This is a genomic window from Aurantibacter crassamenti (genome assembly GCF_016811105.1).
GTDB classification, from domain to species: Bacteria; Bacteroidota; Bacteroidia; order Flavobacteriales; family Flavobacteriaceae; genus Aurantibacter_A; species Aurantibacter_A crassamenti.
Genome location: NZ_JAFBGM010000001.1, coordinates 448,152 through 464,543 on the forward strand (window position 1 = coordinate 448,152; position 16,392 = coordinate 464,543).

At 33.6% G+C, this 16,392-nt stretch carries 13 protein-coding genes; 7 read left to right on the forward strand and 6 right to left on the reverse strand.

The genetic code is table 11. From position 1 onward, the window contains the following. Window positions 1-56: 56 nt before the first annotated feature. Window positions 57-821, reverse strand: coding sequence for an exodeoxyribonuclease III (locus JQC67_RS01905; RefSeq protein WP_203251172.1), 765 nt, complete (start codon window positions 819-821; stop codon window positions 57-59). A 93-nt stretch (window positions 822-914) separates the two neighbouring features. On the opposite strand from JQC67_RS01905, the gene JQC67_RS01910 reads away from it, so the two are divergent. Then, window positions 915-1,433 carry a hypothetical protein gene (locus JQC67_RS01910; protein WP_203251173.1) on the forward strand — a complete coding sequence of 173 codons (519 nt, stop codon included), beginning with the start codon at window positions 915-917 and terminating at the stop codon, window positions 1,431-1,433. Window positions 1,434-1,462: 29 nt separating this feature from the next. Beyond that, window positions 1,463-3,538, forward strand: a complete 2,076-nt coding sequence (locus tag JQC67_RS01915) for a TonB-dependent receptor family protein (protein WP_203251174.1) — start codon at window positions 1,463-1,465, stop codon at window positions 3,536-3,538. A gap of 6 nt (window positions 3,539-3,544) precedes the next feature. Here JQC67_RS01915 and JQC67_RS01920 read toward each other — a convergent pair whose 3' ends face one another. Beyond that, a complete protein-coding gene (locus JQC67_RS01920) occupies window positions 3,545-5,089 on the reverse strand; it encodes a glycine--tRNA ligase (RefSeq protein ID WP_203251175.1) in 1,545 nt (514 codons plus the stop codon). A gap of 37 nt (window positions 5,090-5,126) precedes the next feature. Next, window positions 5,127-6,029 carry a hypothetical protein gene (locus tag JQC67_RS01925; protein ID WP_203251176.1) on the reverse strand — a complete coding sequence of 301 codons (903 nt, stop codon included), beginning with the start codon at window positions 6,027-6,029 and terminating at the stop codon, window positions 5,127-5,129. Window positions 6,030-6,331: 302 nt separating this feature from the next. On the opposite strand from JQC67_RS01925, the gene JQC67_RS18990 reads away from it, so the two are divergent. The 4 genes from JQC67_RS18990 (at window position 6,332) to JQC67_RS01945 (ending at window position 11,255) form a co-directional block, all read left to right on the forward strand. Next, complete coding sequence (locus JQC67_RS18990; RefSeq protein WP_238934439.1) at window positions 6,332-6,784, forward strand: ComF family protein; 453 nt, start codon at window positions 6,332-6,334, stop codon at window positions 6,782-6,784. A gap of 72 nt (window positions 6,785-6,856) precedes the next feature. Beyond that, window positions 6,857-8,473 (forward strand): Ig-like domain-containing protein, encoded by a 1,617-nt coding sequence (locus JQC67_RS01935; protein ID WP_203251178.1) that lies wholly within the window; start codon window positions 6,857-6,859, stop codon window positions 8,471-8,473. A 152-nt stretch (window positions 8,474-8,625) separates the two neighbouring features. Continuing rightward, window positions 8,626-10,830, forward strand: a complete 2,205-nt coding sequence (locus tag JQC67_RS01940; protein WP_203251179.1) for a PAS domain-containing sensor histidine kinase — start codon at window positions 8,626-8,628, stop codon at window positions 10,828-10,830. 20 nt (window positions 10,831-10,850) lie between these two features. Next, the gene (locus tag JQC67_RS01945; RefSeq protein ID WP_203251180.1) at window positions 10,851-11,255 is read left to right on the forward strand and encodes a response regulator; all 405 of its coding nucleotides are present in this window, start codon (window positions 10,851-10,853) and stop codon (window positions 11,253-11,255) included. A 14-nt stretch (window positions 11,256-11,269) separates the two neighbouring features. Here the strand turns inward: JQC67_RS01945 and JQC67_RS01950 are convergent, their stop codons facing one another. Together JQC67_RS01950 and JQC67_RS01955 are read right to left on the reverse strand one after the other, a co-directional pair. Then, window positions 11,270-12,043, reverse strand: coding sequence for a nitrilase family protein (locus tag JQC67_RS01950; RefSeq protein WP_203251181.1), 774 nt, complete (start codon window positions 12,041-12,043; stop codon window positions 11,270-11,272). Window position 12,044: 1 nt separating this feature from the next. Beyond that, complete coding sequence (locus JQC67_RS01955) at window positions 12,045-12,515, reverse strand: ankyrin repeat domain-containing protein (protein ID WP_203251182.1); 471 nt, start codon at window positions 12,513-12,515, stop codon at window positions 12,045-12,047. Between the two features lie 211 nt (window positions 12,516-12,726). Here JQC67_RS01955 and katG point away from each other — a divergent pair, with 211 nt between their 5' ends. After that, window positions 12,727-14,973: a catalase/peroxidase HPI gene (gene katG / locus JQC67_RS01960; protein WP_203251183.1), complete on the forward strand. Its 2,247-nt coding sequence runs from the start codon at window positions 12,727-12,729 to the stop codon at window positions 14,971-14,973. Between the two features lie 58 nt (window positions 14,974-15,031). Here the strand turns inward: katG and JQC67_RS01965 are convergent, their stop codons facing one another. Beyond that, on the reverse strand, window positions 15,032-16,333 hold the full coding sequence (locus tag JQC67_RS01965) for a DUF5689 domain-containing protein (RefSeq protein WP_317198347.1): 1,302 nt from the start codon (window positions 16,331-16,333) through the stop codon (window positions 15,032-15,034). Between the last annotated feature and the right edge of the window lie 59 nt (window positions 16,334-16,392).

The window sequence follows — 16,392 nt, forward strand, 5'->3', positions numbered from 1 at the left end:
TCTAAAAACTACGGTTAAAATCAACTGTGGTTTTTAGTTTTAATTTAGTACTGTTCCTAAATCTCGACTTCAACTAAAATCGGACAATGGTCACTATGCCTTGCCTCAGATAAAATCACCGATCGCTTTAGTCTTCCCTTCAATGGTTCACTTACCATACCGTAATCTAAACGCCAGCCTTTATTATTGTTTCTGGCATTGGCACGATAACTCCACCATGTATAATTATCGGGTTCATCATTAAAATGTCTAAAACTATCTATGAATCCACTATTTATCAAATTACCTATCCATTCACGTTCAACAGGTAAAAAACCTGATACATTCTTAAGACCAACAGGGTTATGAATATCTATGGACTCATGACAAATATTATAATCACCCAACACTATTAAATTTGGTTTTTCCATTCTCAAATCATTTAGATAATGTTGAATCTCGTCCATATAATTCAACTTAAAATCTAAACGTGCAGAATTTGTACCCGAAGGCAAATACATGCTCATAATAGACAAATCACCAAAATCTGCTCTGAGGTTTCTTCCTTCAAAATCCATGGATTCAATACCTGTTCCATATTCTACATGATCAGGTTTAGTCTTTGATAAAATTGCAACTCCACTATATCCTTTTTTTTGTGCACTATACCAATAATTATAAGCATAACCAGCAGCGGCAAAAACAGACAAATCGAGTTGATCTTCTTGTGCTTTTATTTCTTGCAAACAAATAACATCTGGGTTCACTGATTGAAGCCATTCTATAAAACCTTTTTTTAATGCAGCTCGAATTCCGTTTACGTTATATGATACTATTTTCATTCCTTTCTAATTTGAATCGAAAATAAAGAATGTTTTAGGGATTAAAAAGTTTGGAACGCATATTGATTTATATCCAATATAAATCTCTTTATCATGAAAACGTTCGTATACTTTATTCTATTTTTTTCAGGAATTTTTATGGTCAGTGCTCAAAACTATCAAAATGGTTACAATGACCATGAAATTCGTTTCAATATGGGTCGATTTTTAGCCACATCAACCATTGAAGGATCATATGAATATTACTTTACACCAGATACTAGTATTGGAGGCACACTATTTTTTAATGGGGATGCCTATGCGAGTACTGGTAATTTTGGAATTGGACCCAACTTAAGAGCCTATTTTGGCTATAACCCCAAAAGCGGAATCTTTGCAGAAGCATTTGGTCTTTATTATACCGGAGATATTGATAACACCAATAATCTGGGAACAAGAAATAATGATTATAGTACAACTGCATTAGGTCTTGGTTTGGGTAGAAAATGGTCAACCTTTGGTCAAAAATTAACTTTAGAAATTTCTGCAGGGTTGGGCCGAAATATTAATTCTAAAGAATTTCAAAATAGCTTTATGTATCGCGCAGGATTATCCCTAGGGTTTCGGTTTTAAGTTATATTTTTGCACTTCATTAAAATCTTATGAAGTATTTTCTCCTCTTTTGTCTTTGCACCATTCAATTTCTACATGCACAAGACCCAGTACAAATTGATAGTATTACCCAACTTGATGAAGTTATTTTGCTAGACGGCTTAAAAACAAAAAATACTACGGGCATAACCCAATCAGAAATTCTAGGCGCCAAAATCTTTCAAAATTACAGTCCGATAGATATGGTTTCGGCGATAAATCAATTATCCGGAATTTTCGTGTTTTCAGGAGCTTTAAACACAAATAGAATTACAATTCGCGGTATTGGTGCTAGAACACTTTTTGGCACCAATAAATTAAGAATGTATTATAATGATATACCTATTACTAACGGTTCTGGGTCATCTGAATTAGAAGCTTTTGATTTAGAAAACCTAAGTCAAATTGAAATTATTAAAGGCCCCAAAGGAACTGCTTTTGGGAGTAATTTGGGTGGTGCAATCATCTTAAATCCGAAGCAAGCCATTGGAAAATCAACATCTTTTGTAAATAATTTTACAATTGGATCTTACAATCTGATTAAAAATAATTTATCATTCAATCATTTTGATGGCAAGTTCCGCCTTGGTTTACAATACGGTCATACAGAAACAGATGGTTATCGTGATAACAACAATTTTGAACGAGACGGATTACTTTTGAATACATCTTATTTAATTAATGAAAAAAACAAGATAAGTCTACTAATTAATCATGTTGATTACTCTGCTCAAATACCAAGTTCATTAGGGGCTACGGCATTTGCAGAAAACCCAAAACAAGTCACTTACACTTGGCGAGTTTCGCAAGGTTATGAGGCTAATAACTATACGCTACTTGGACTTAATTATGAACATAAGTTTAGTGATAAATTAAAGAATTCGACGAGTGTATTCTATAACTATTTAGACCATTATGAACCCGCCCCTTTCGGTATTTTAGATGAATTCACTAATGGTTACGGTCTTCGAACTCGTTTTATAGGGAAATTGAATTTTTCTAACATTTCAGCGGAGTACACCTTTGGTGGTGAATTACTAAAAGATGAATATAATTGGAATCAATTTGAAAATCTGTATGAAAACAACAATGGCAATGGAAGTTTACAAGGAGACCAATATGCAGCAAATAAAGAGTTTAGAAGACAATTCAATGGTTTTGGCACCTTGCTGTTACCATTTTCTGAAGTTTTTTATGCTCAGCTAGGTTTGAATATCAACAAAACTAATTACGATTATCGTGATCAATTCAATACCGGTGTCAATAACAGAAGTGCTAAACGTAGTTTTAAAACCATACTGTTACCTAGTTTAGATTTAAATTATAAATTTTCTGAAGATTACAACCTATATGGCAATATAAGTAGAGGGTTTTCAAATCCGAGTTTAGAAGAAACCTTAACGCCAGACGGCGTAATCAATCCTGATATTTCACAAGAAACAGGCACCAACATTGAATTGGGTTCACAACTTTACTTTGACAATAAAAACCTTTCAATAAACATTGCATTATACCAAATGAATATTGAGAACTTACTGGTAGCCGAAAGAGTTATTGATGACCAATATATTGGTAAAAACGCTGGAAAAACAAAACATCAAGGTTTAGAATTGGCGTTAAATTATCGTATTAATGTCAGTTCAAAAATTCAAATGACACCCTTTTTAAATTACACTTATAATCATCACAAATTTGTTGAATTTATAGATGAGGGCGAAGATTTCTCTGGCAATGATTTAACTGGCGTACCAAAAAACACTCTAACTTCAGGGCTACAAATGCAATTATTTGATAATTTTTATTGGAATACTACTTATCAATACCTAGGTTCAGTTCCGCTAACCGATGCAAATACACTTTCAAGTGATTCATTCAACATCATGAATACACGAATAGGTTATCAGAAAAAGATTTCAAACAAATTTACATTAGGTTTAGATTTAGGCATAAACAATGTATTTGATACGGTTTATGCCCAATCGGTCTTAATCAATACTCAAGGTTTTGGAGGAAGCGAACCTCGTTATTATTACCCTGGTAACGGAATAAATTATTATTCTAGTGTTAAATTAGGTTATCGACTATAGATGAATCTAAGCCATTTTCATCAACCAAGTTTTCATATCAACAGCAGCGTGTATTAATTCTTTTAATGCAGAAATTGCTACACGTTCTTGATTCATAGAATCTCGGTGACGTATGGTAACTGTTTTATCTTCAATTGTTTGATGATCTACAGTGATACAAAAAGGTGTTCCGTTTGCATCTTGTCTTCTATAACGGCGCCCTACAGCATCTTTTTCATCATATAAAACATTGAAATCCCATTTAAGATCATCAATAATTTCTTTAGCTATTTCTGGTAATCCATCTTTTTTAACTAAAGGAAAAACAGCTGCTTTAGTTGGCGCTAGCACAGCAGGAAGTTTTAATACAGTTCTAGTAGAACCATTCTCTAATTCTTCTTCTTGTAAAGAATTTGCGAAAACAGCTAAAAACATTCTATCTAAACCTATTGAAGTTTCAACAACATATGGCACATAGTTCTTATTCTCTTCAGTATCAAAATATTGTAATTTTTTACCTGAAAATTCTTGATGTTTTGAGAGGTCAAAATCAGTTCGCGAGTGAATTCCTTCCAATTCTTTAAAACCAAAAGGAAAGCGAAATTCAATATCGGCTGCTGCATCGGCATAATGTGCTAATTTATCATGATCATGAAAGCGATAGTTCTCTTGTCCCATGCCTAAAGAAAGATGCCATTTCATGCGCTTTTCTTTCCATTGCTCATACCATTCTTTCTGCGTACCTGGTTTGATGAAAAATTGCATTTCCATTTGTTCAAATTCGCGCATTCTGAAGATAAATTGTCTTGCAACAATTTCATTTCTAAAGGCTTTTCCTGTTTGTGCAATTCCGAACGGAATTTTCATACGCCCAGATTTCTGAACGTTTAAGAAATTTACAAAAATACCTTGCGCCGTTTCTGGTCGTAAATAAAGGTCCATTGCACTATCAGCCGAAGCTCCTAATTTGGTGCCAAACATAAGATTAAACTGCTTCACATCAGTCCAATTTTTAGACCCAGACATTGGGCAGGCAATCTCAAGTTCTTCAATTAGAGCTTTAACATCAACTAAATCTTCATTTTCTAAAGATTTACCTAATCGTTTTAAAGTAGAAGTAACTTTTTCTTGATATTCAACTACACGCTGATTGGTAGCCAAGAATTGCTCTTTATCAAACGAATCACCAAAGCGTTTAGCCGCTTTTGTAACTTCCTTTTCAATTTTACCTTCAATTTTGGCCACATAATCTTCGACCAAAACATCAGCTCTATATCGTTTTTTAGAATCTTTATTATCAATAAGTGGATCATTAAAAGCATCGACATGCCCTGAAGCCTTCCAAGTTGTTGGGTGCATCAATATTGCGGCATCAATACCTACAATGTTATCATTGAGCTGCACCATGGCTTTCCACCAGTACTCTTGTATATTCTTTTTAAGTTCAGCGCCATTTTGTGCATAGTCATACACAGCGCTTAATCCGTCATAAATTTCACTTGATTGAAATACATAACCGTATTCTTTAGCATGTGAAATTACTTTCTTAAAATCGTCTTCTTGTTTTGCCATTTGACAAAAATAGAATTTTACATTCTAAGGCAATAAATTATTTCAAACGAAATTCAGTAGTTGATAGAAGTTTATCGTTTTCAAAAACATTTAGTGTATAAAGACCCCCCTCTAAAGAACCTTTAGGAAGTGTAATAAAGTCACAAACTTGAATTTCTTGACCAGTATATAGAATTTGAACTCTTTTGCTGTAAACATTCCCATTTACAGTAATTGTATTGGCATTATCTTCCACAATGCGCATATCAGCATTTAAAAACTGGAAGTATATTATTTTTTCTTGACTAATAGCCTCGCTATCGGCTTCAATAGTAATACAACCTCTCAGTTTTTCTACAATTGAAGCTTTATTAGTGATAACAGCACTTTCGTCTCTAACTCTAAGACCGTTACCTTGAGTCATGTCAGCATCAAGCACCAAATATTTCTTTTTCTTAAGTTCTTCATTAAGTTCAATCTGCTTTTTACGTTGTAAAGATTCAGCTTGAGTCAACTGATTTCTAGCCTCTTGTAATGCGCGAACCTCTTTTTGGCTCTTTGCGTATTTTTCAGCTAATAAGGCGCTGTTATATTTTAGAAAATTATTTTTAAGCTTAAGACTATCATTTCTTGACTCTAGTCTTCTAAGCTCTGATTTGTATTCGCGTAGTTTTTCAACGGTAAAATTCAATCGACCTACCGAGTCTTGCAACTGTTGAATCTGATATCTAGACCTTTCCAGTTCAATTTCATCAACTTCACTATTTGAAGCTAATCTATCTAAATCAGCTTTCATTAAGGTCAAATCTTTAACTAAAAGGCTCTTTTCATTCTCTAAGTAAGCAATTTCACTTTGAGATTGGGTATAACTATAGTAATAAGCGATTAAAATCGCTATTATTACAGCTACCAAGGCGGCAAGAATTATTTTGTAATTGATTTTTTTATCTTGGGCGTTCATCAAGCTAAATTATTTGTAGGCTGCTTTTATATTGTAAAAAAATGTATACTAAACTATCAAATATAATAAATGATATAAGCAGTATCCTAGTACCCAAGTTGTGTTTTGGATGTAATACCCATTTACTAGGTGGAGAACACCTACTATGCACATCTTGTAGGAATGATCTACCACTTACCGAGTACAACTTTAACGTAGAAAACCCCGTTGACCGTATTTTTTACGGTCGAATTAACATAAAAAAAGCAAATTCTTTTCTCTTTTTCACCGAAAATGGCATAGTTCAACAGCTTATTCATCATTTGAAGTACAAAAACCAAGAAAAAGTAGGTGCCTTTTTAGGAGAATGGTATGGTGAAATAATAAAAAAGAATCGTTTTATTGATAATATTGACTTGGTAATACCAGTACCACTACATCCTAAAAAGTTAAGAAAAAGAGGGTATAATCAGGTTACTCAGTTCGGGTTACAATTAGCAACTCATTTAGGAGCTGAATTTAGAAGTGATGTTTTACTTAAAACATCAAATTCAAGAACTCAAACTAAAAAAGGTAGACTTGCGCGCTGGTTTGACAATAAATCATTGTATACCCTTTCAAATACGGGTATTATTGAAGATAAGAATATTTTATTAGTAGATGATATTATTACCACTGGGGCAACAATAGAAATGTGTGCAAAAGCATTGCATGAATCAAAAAATGTAAATGTGTTTGTAGCAAGCATGGCTTTTGTGCCACTATTATATAAATGATCAAATCACAAAACCTTCCATTTATTTAATATTAGTCGTTTCTTTGTTATTGAATTAGTTTGAATTTAGGTCATGATAAGACGCCTTATTGGTTGTTTATTTCTTTTTTTAATAGTTGCTGCACTAGTACAATGCGCTAGGCGCGGAAGCCCTACTGGCGGCCCCAAAGATTTAGACCCACCCATATTAGTAAAAGCTGAGCCACCTAATATGACCATTGAATTTAAAGCAAAACGTATTCGGCTATACTTCGATGAATATATTACTCTAAAAGACATTCAAGAACAGCTTATTGTATCACCACCATTAAAATATACACCAGAAATTTCACCTCAAGGCGGTGCAAGCAAGTTTGTTGAAATAAAAATCAAAGATACCCTTAGAGAAAACACCACGTACACGTTAAATTTTGGGCAAAGCATAGTTGACCACAATGAAGGCAACCCAAGTAGTTTTTTAAACTATGTATTTTCAACCGGTACTTATATTGATTCTCTGAGCGTTTCAGGGGTGGTAAAAGATGCTTTCAAAAGAAAAGCTGATGAGTTTTTAAGTGTTATGCTTTATGAAATTGATACGGCTTATAACGATTCAACCATTTTTAAAAAAGCTCCAAATTACATTACCAATACGCTAGATAGTACAGTAATATTCACCTTAAACAACCTAAAGGCCGGCAACTATAAGATTTTTGCTTTAAAAGATGCAGCAAAGAATAATATATTTGATCAAAACGCCGATAAAATAGCATTTCTACAAGATACAGTTAGCCTGCCTACAGATAGCACCTACTTATTATCACTGTTTAAAGAAATACAAAATTACAGCATACAAGTACCTAGTTTTGAGGCGAGAAATAAAATATCTTTTGGATATTATGGCCTAGAAGATGATTTCAGAGTAGAACCATTGACACAACTACCTGACTCTGTACGATACAAGTTTCTAAAACATAGAGAAAAAGACACATTAAACTTTTGGTTTACCCCTACAGAGCTAGATTCAATTGTTTTTCTTGCCATAAATGATAAACTTTCATTGATAGACACATTCACTGTAAAAAAGCGTAAAGTTGGTATTGATTCGTTGCAATTAAATCCGAATCAATCGGGCGGTTTAGACTTTAATAAAGACTTCTCAATTTCACTAAACACACCTATTTCAAAAATAGACAGCACCAAATTCAAAATGATAGATAAAGACTCGATTAACGTGAGTTTTAATGTAATGATTGATAGTATTGAAAATGAAATAGATTTTGACTTTGAAAAAGAACCAAATCAAAATTATAACCTAAGCTTGTTACCAGGTGCAGTAGTTGATTTTTTTGAAGAAACAAATGACACGATAAACTATAATCTTTCAACAAATAGCCTTGCTGATTACGGAAACTTAAGGTTAAACATACAAGTTGATACTGCTGCTTATCCGCTTGTAGTACAACTAACTGATCAACAAGGCGCTTTGAAACAAGAAATATACGCAACCAAACCAAAAGTTATTGAGTTCAATAATATAGAACCTTCTAAGTATTTTTTGAGGGTGATTTTTGATGTAAATGGAAATAAAATATGGGATACTGGAAGTATACTAAAAAGCCTGCAACCAGAACGTGTTAGCCATTACCCAGATACCTTAGAAATAAGAGCTAATTGGGAAGTTGAAGAAACTTTTATCATTAACGATTAAACCATTCAAACTTTAGTAAAAACCCTATAAATCAAGTCATAAAGTCAGTAATCTCAACCACTTCTATTGATTTTACAACAATTCCGTTGTACTACATACTTTTTAAGGGTTTTCTTACGTTCAATAGTTATTATACTAATTTTGTAAGAAATATGCCGGACTTGGCAACATCAACAATTAATTTACTAATTAAAGATTCACCAAAAGCTATCGCAGTTGTTGACACTAACATGTGCATTATTGGTTATTCTAATACATGGTTGCGTACTATTGCAAAAAGTCAAACTTCAGTGACGGGTAAATCATATTATACTATTTTACCAGACACTACTAAATCACTACAGAAAATTCACAAAAGTTGTCTAAGCGGAGGCGGCCACGTAGTTGAAAAAACCAAATTAATTCATTCTGACGGAAGTATACAATGGACCAAATGGAAAATAAACGCATGGCATAACGAACTTGAATTAATTGGTGGGTTAATCATAGTACAAGATGACATTACAGATGAGAAGCGTCGCGAAGACCTGTTATTAAAAGCCGAAAGTGTTGCTAGAATTGGAGGATGGGAAGTAGATATGAGAAGTGGAGTAGTTTATTGGACCGATGTTACTAAGGAAATTCATGAAGTACCTAAAGACTTTATTCCTACACTAGAAGAGGGCATAAATTTTTATAAAAAAGGAGAATCAAGAGATAATATTACAAGTTTGGTGAGTGATGCGATTGCAATTGGAAAACCATGGGATACTGAACTTCAAATAGTTACAGCTAAAGGAAACGAACTTTGGGTACGAGCTAAAGGTGAAACTGAACTAGTTGACGGTAAATGCATTAGAATTTACGGTACTTTTCAGGATATTGACACTAAAAAAAGAATTGAACTAGAATATCAAAGAATATCCAATAGGTTAAAAATTGCTACAGATGCGGCGCATATTGGTATTTTTGATTATGATATTACTAAAGATAAGCTTGTTTGGGATGATCATATGTTTGCAATTTATAATGTAGATAAGAAAGCTTTTAAAGGAACCTTTGAATCGTGGACTTCAGTTTTGCACCCAGATGATTTAGCAAAAAGCGAACAGATATTTCAATCGGCTGTTGCTAGTTCAAACAAGTTTGACACTGAATTTAGAATAATTTGGCCAGATGGCTCTATAAAATACATTAAGTCTAGGGCTTCTATTATTAAAGATGCAGAAGGTAACCCTAAACAAATGGTAGGTGCTAATTGGGACGTCACTGAATTTAGAACTACAAAACTAGAACTTAGACGTAATCATGAATCTTTTACTGGGGTTTTTGATAAATCTAATGTTGGCATGGTCATATTAGGGCTTAATGGTAGATTGTTAGAGGTCAATAAAAGTTTGTGTGTTAGTCTGGGTTATTCGCATCAAGAGCTAATCAAAATGACTGCTTTAGATATAACTTATAAGGAAGATATTAAAGAATCCATTCGAATAACGAAAGACTTAACATCTAGAAAAATTTCTAGTTGTCATTTAGAAAAAAGATTATACCATAAGAATGGAAAAATAGTTCATGTATTAATTATGGTAACTTCGGTAAATGACATCAATGGTAATTTATCTCATTTTATTGCACAAATCGTTGATATGACTTCTAGAATTGAAGCAGAAAGAAGATTAAAGACACTAGTTGAAGTAACAAGGGGCCAAAACGAAAGCCTTATGAACTTTGCCCACATTGTATCGCACAATTTAAGATCACACTCGACCAATATGTCAATGCTAATACAATTCTTAGCACAAGAAAAAGGATCAAATGAAAGAAAAAATATAGCCACAATGCTTAGCAAGGCCGCAGAAAGTCTTAATGAGACTGTAATGCATTTAAACGAAGTTGTACAAATTAAAACAGGTGCCTTAGAAAAAATGAAAAGCACTAGTTTAATTGCATCTATCAACAACGTTAAAGATACTCTTGGTGCCTTGATAAAAGAGAAAGAAGCCTCTTGCAAATTCGACATTTGTAAAACGCATTATGTAAATGTAGTACCAGCATATCTCGAAAGCATTTTATTAAATCTATTTACAAATTCTTTGAAATATGCATCACCTAAGCGGAAACCAAAAATAAAAGTAACCTCTAAAATCAATAAAGACTCAATTGAAGTTCACTTTTCAGATAATGGCCAGGGTATAGACTTAAAACGTTATGGTGAGAAAATTTTTGGTATGTACAAAACATTTCATAATAATAAAGATGCAAAAGGTATTGGCTTATTTATAACAAAGAACCAAATTGAAGCCATGTACGGAACTATAAAAATAGTTAGTGAGCTTGATAAAGGAACTACGTTTATTTTAAATTTTAAAAAGGAATAATTAACATTAATAAATACACCATGAAAAAAATTAATACTTCATGTATAATTGATGATGATGACATTTTCATCTACGGAACAAAAAGAATTATTAAAGAAGTAAATTTCTGTGAAGAAATACTCGTTTTCAACAATGGTCAAGACGCACTTGATGAGTTCAAAAAACTTACTGATTTAGGCAAAGAATTACCTTCAATAATTTTCTTAGACCTAAACATGCCCATAATGAATGGTTGGGAATTTTTAGAACAATTCACTAAAATTGAGAATAACAATCAAGACAAAGTGATTGTTTACATTATAAGTTCTTCAGTAGACCCTAGAGATTTAGAAAAAGTAGGAAACTATGAGATTATACACAATTACATATTAAAACCATTTTCATCAAAAGATCTTGAAAGTATTTTAAAAGATGTTACAGCTTAAAAACTAAAAAATTTTCATACTAGATTAAATCGATCTCGATCATCTAAAAACATTAATTTATTTCTACTTTGAAGTATCTGTTGCTTATCAATGCTACAGTAAATAATCTCTTCAATTGTTGAGAATGCAACCTGTTCCCCCAATGAATCATATACAGCAGTATGACCAGGATATTTGAGCAAATTTTTATCTTCTCCTATTCTATTTACTCCAACACAATACGCCATATTTTCAATGGCACGAGCTTTCAATAACGTATCCCAAGCAGCAATTCGAGGTTCTGGCCAATTAGCAACATATAGTAAAATATGATAATCATCTTTGTATCTAGCCCAAACCGGAAAACGTAAATCATAACAAATCATCGGACAAATTCTAAAACCTTTATAATCTACCACTAATCTTTTATCACCTGACTTATAGACTTTATCTTCACCGGCAAGTGTAAAAGTGTGCTTTTTATCATAAACATTGGTTTGCCCTTCTGGGGTTATAAAAAAAAGCCGATTTGTATGACTATTATTCTCAAAATATGGAATGCTTCCGACTATGGCTGCATTTTTTAGTTTCGCTAACTTTTGCATCCATTCTAAAGTAATATTCCCTTCAGAATCAGATAAATTTTCAGGAGTCATAGTAAACCCTGATGTGAACATTTCAGGGAGTACAATCAAATCAACATCCGAAGAAATAGTATTAATTTTTGCTAAAAGATTTGTTCTGTTTTGCTCTGGGTTTTCCCATACAATAGAAGTTTGAACCAACGCGATTTTTAATTGCTCTAACATGCTAACTCTCTAATAATGTAATCATTTCAATACCACCCTGTATCTTGGCATGATCTAATGCAGTATCGCCTCTGCCATCTTTTAGAGTGGTATCAGCTCCATGTGCAACAAGTAATTTCGCAATTTCTAAATGCTTAAAAGTAACAGCATAAATTAAGCAAGTACCACCCATTGAATTACGCTCATCAATATTTGCACCCCTATCAATTAGGTTTTTTGCAATTGCAGTAAAACCTTTAAAACAAACACCCATTAATGCAGTATTACCTGAAGAATCTTTTGCATTGATATCAGCACCTTTTTCTAATAGAACATCTACAATTTTTTCTTGGTTGTAATATGCTGCTAAAATCAAAGGTGTTGATCCACGTTGATCGCTAATATTTAATAGTTCAGGATTTGAATTTAATATATCAATAATCGCTTTACTATTACCGTTTCTAATTTCCGCGAAAAATATTTCATGTTCCATTAAGTTAAATGTATAAAAAAACAAGTATACTAACTCATTGAAAACCTATTGTTTCAATAAAAATTGATAACATTTTCAATTTCTAAAAGGAAAAGCTACACTATAGATAATTTCAATAATACAATAACACAAATCAAGATAATGCCTATAGTTTTTATTGTTCCTTTTCAATAGCTTTACAAATACAAGCTAAAAAAATAAAAATAGAACAATGGACAATACTGAAAACAACCCGCACGGAGAAGCTTTAGATATTAATGATTCAGGCAAGTGCCCATATTTAGGGGGAACTATGAATCAGACTGCCGGCGGAGGCACCAATAATTTAGATTGGTGGCCCAATCAATTGCGATTAAATGTACTTCGTCAAAATTCTTCTTTGACAAACCCAATGGATGAAAGTTTCAACTACGCTGAAGAATTTAAATCTTTAGATCTAGCAGCAGTAAAAAAAGACATAGTTGAAGCATTAACAACTTCTCAAGATTGGTGGCCAGCAGATTATGGTCATTATGGTCCTTTCATGATTCGTATGGCATGGCATAGTGCAGGCACCTATCGTATAGGTGATGGTCGAGGGGGTTCAAGTTCAGGCTCACAACGTTTTGCGCCGTTAAATAGCTGGCCAGATAACGGAAACTTAGATAAGGCACGTTTGCTTTTATGGCCAATCAAAAGAAAATATGGTAAAAAACTATCATGGGCTGACCTCATGATTTTAACAGGCAACTGCGCCTTAGAATCAATGGGTTTTAAAACCTTTGGTTTTGCCGGTGGGCGTGAAGATATTTGGCAGCCTGAAGAAGATGTTTATTGGGGTTCTGAAACTGAATGGATGGGTAATGAAGAACGTTTTTCAGATGGAGAATATAAATTAGAAGCCAATTTAGGTGCTTCACACATGGGTCTTATTTATGTAAACCCAGAAGGGCCCAATGGCACACCAAACCCATTAGGCACTGCTAAACTTTTGAAAGAAACTTTTGGCAGAATGGCCATGAATAATGAAGAAACAGTTGCTTTGGCCGCCGGTGGTCATACATTTGGTAAAGCACACGGCGCTGCTAATCCAGACGAATTTGTTGGTGTTGAACCAGCAGGAGCTAGTATTGTAGAGCAAAGTTTAGGATGGAAAAATTCGTTTGGTACAGGAGTACTTGATGATACAATTACAAGTGGAATTGAAGGTGCATGGACACCCAATCCTACCCAATGGGATCACGACTACTTTGATGTGTTATTAGGGTATGATTGGGAATTAACTAAGAGTCCGGGTGGTGCAAACCAATGGAGACCAACCGCTGCGTCAGCTGCAAAAAAAGCACCGCGTGCAGGTGATGCTTCTAAAACTCAAGATTTAATGATGACAGATGCTGATATGGCATTAAAAGTTGATCCAGAATATCTTGAAATATCAAAACGTTTTCAAGCAAACCCAGCTGAATTTGAAGATGCTTTTGCTCGTGCTTGGTTTAAATTAACGCATAGAGATATGGGACCAGTTTCTAGATATTTAGGACCTGAAGTACCCCAAGAAGAATTAATTTGGCAAGATCCTATACCTACAGTAAATCATGAATTAGTAAATGACACGGATATTGCTACGCTGAAAAAACAACTTTTAGCGTCAGGGTTAACCGTTTCTCAATTAGTTTCTACTGCTTGGGCGTCAGCATCAACTTACCGCGACTCTGATAAAAGAGGAGGCGCAAATGGAGCTCGAATTCGTTTAGAACCACAGAAAAATTGGGAGGTAAACAACCCTAGTGAGTTAGCCAAAGTTCTAAATACTTTAGAAGGAATACAAGAAGAATTCAACAATGCGCAATCAGGAAATAAAAAGATTTCTTTAGCAGATTTAATTGTTTTAGGAGGAAGTGCTGGAATAGAAGAGGCTGCGAAAAACGGAGGCAATGAAATTAACGTACCATTTACACCGGGTCGAACAGATGCTTCGCAAGAGCAAACAGATGCCTATTCGTTTGAAGCCCTTGAACCTTCTGCTGATGGCTTTAGAAACTACAAGAATCCAGATTATAAAGCATCTGCTGAAGCATTGTTAGTTGATCGTGCGCAATTACTGAAACTTACGGCCCCTGAAATGACAGTTTTAGTAGGTGGTTTGCGAGTGCTTGATACAAATTTCGATAAATCAAGACATGGTGTTATGACGGATCGACGTGAAGTATTAACAAATGACTTCTTTATAAATCTTCTTGATTTAAGTGTAAAATGGGAAGATTCATCAAGTGATGAAAGTATTTTTGCCGGCCGTGATCGCCTTACCGGATCAGTAAAATGGACGGGTACGCGTGCTGATCTTATTTTTGGTTCGAATACTGAATTAAGAGCGTATGCCGAAGTTTATGCATGTGATGATTCACAAAAGAAATTCATAAATGATTTTGTATCTGCTTGGGCCAAAGTGATGAACTTGGATCGTTTTGATTTAAAATAAAAATGACTTTATTATTTAATTATAGAGACCGCCTTATAAGATATAAGGCGGTTTTTTATTATCGTATTCCAGCAGTAAAATCATCCGGAGCTAACTGTGGTTGATTTGTAGTACCCGAACCACCCGAATCATTATAAATTTCCCATTCATTGGCGTCAAAAACAGGATTGGCAATTGAAATATTAGACTTACGCAATGCTCGACCATCTTCAAATTCATGATTGGTATTCGAGCCATCTTCTCCAATAATTCCGAACGCATCAATTACTTTTCCAAATGGATCTACCATCTGAAAATTGTCATCACCGTTAGAGTCCGCAGGACTATTATTACCCGCCACCATATCCGGAATAAATCCATAAACATTTATAAACTCTTCTTCGTTTGCCGCAATCACCAAAGTGCTTTCTGCTAAAATTTCATAATTTGATAAATCTATAGTTGAACCAATTTCAAGATTCTCATTTGTAAATCGATTTAAATGCCAACCATTAAGTGAAATGGTTTTTGAGTTGGAATTATATAATTCTACAAATCGCGCTTCAGAATTATTATCTGGATCAGCAATCTCAGAAATAAATATCTGTTCTGAAGTGAATTCATTTTCCAAACCAGTACATCGTGTTTGATTTAATTTTAAATCATCTAAGCTTCTAAATATTAATTGATAATTACTTTTATCTCTTACTAAAACTCCAGTTATTAATCCATTTTCTGATGGAATAGCTTCATTATGAAAATCAGAATACCCACTATTGAGCACAACCATTTCAGCACCACTACAATCTATAATCGTACGCTCTGTTTCCTCTGTTTCAATTGCATAAGGAAGTCCTATTTCTTCTTTAATAAACTGTACATCTTTTAACTGAACTAAAGTATTATTTGGCAAATTCTTTAAATCGGAAATTTCCACTATTGTTGGTTCAAGTAATGCTCCATTTTCACAATCAATAAAAATATGTTGATTTACTTTTGCTGCTGGTAGCCTCCCAACGGACACATTTCCAAAAGAAGTAAAAGCACCACCAATTTTATAAACCTCATTACTCTTGCCAACATATAACCCTTTCAATTTTATACTAATTTTACTTCCTAACGGATAAAACAAATAAGAATCACGAAAATCAATTTCAATTTGAAACCCTTCAGTTGGGTTATTCAATTTATCTTGAAAATGAAGCACACTAAAAAAGTTACCTGATATATCGCTTGAGATTACATATCCTTCAATTATTAAATCATCCTGAATCTGAATAGTTTCATCTTTATATAAATTTTTTACATCTACGAACTTGCTGTTAGCTATAACATTTGAAGTACAGTTGCTTTCAGGTGGTTCGAAATTTCGCCCTTTCACGCAGCCAGTTACTAGCAATATAATTATCACCTGTATAATGACTTTTGTAAAAAGCAGTT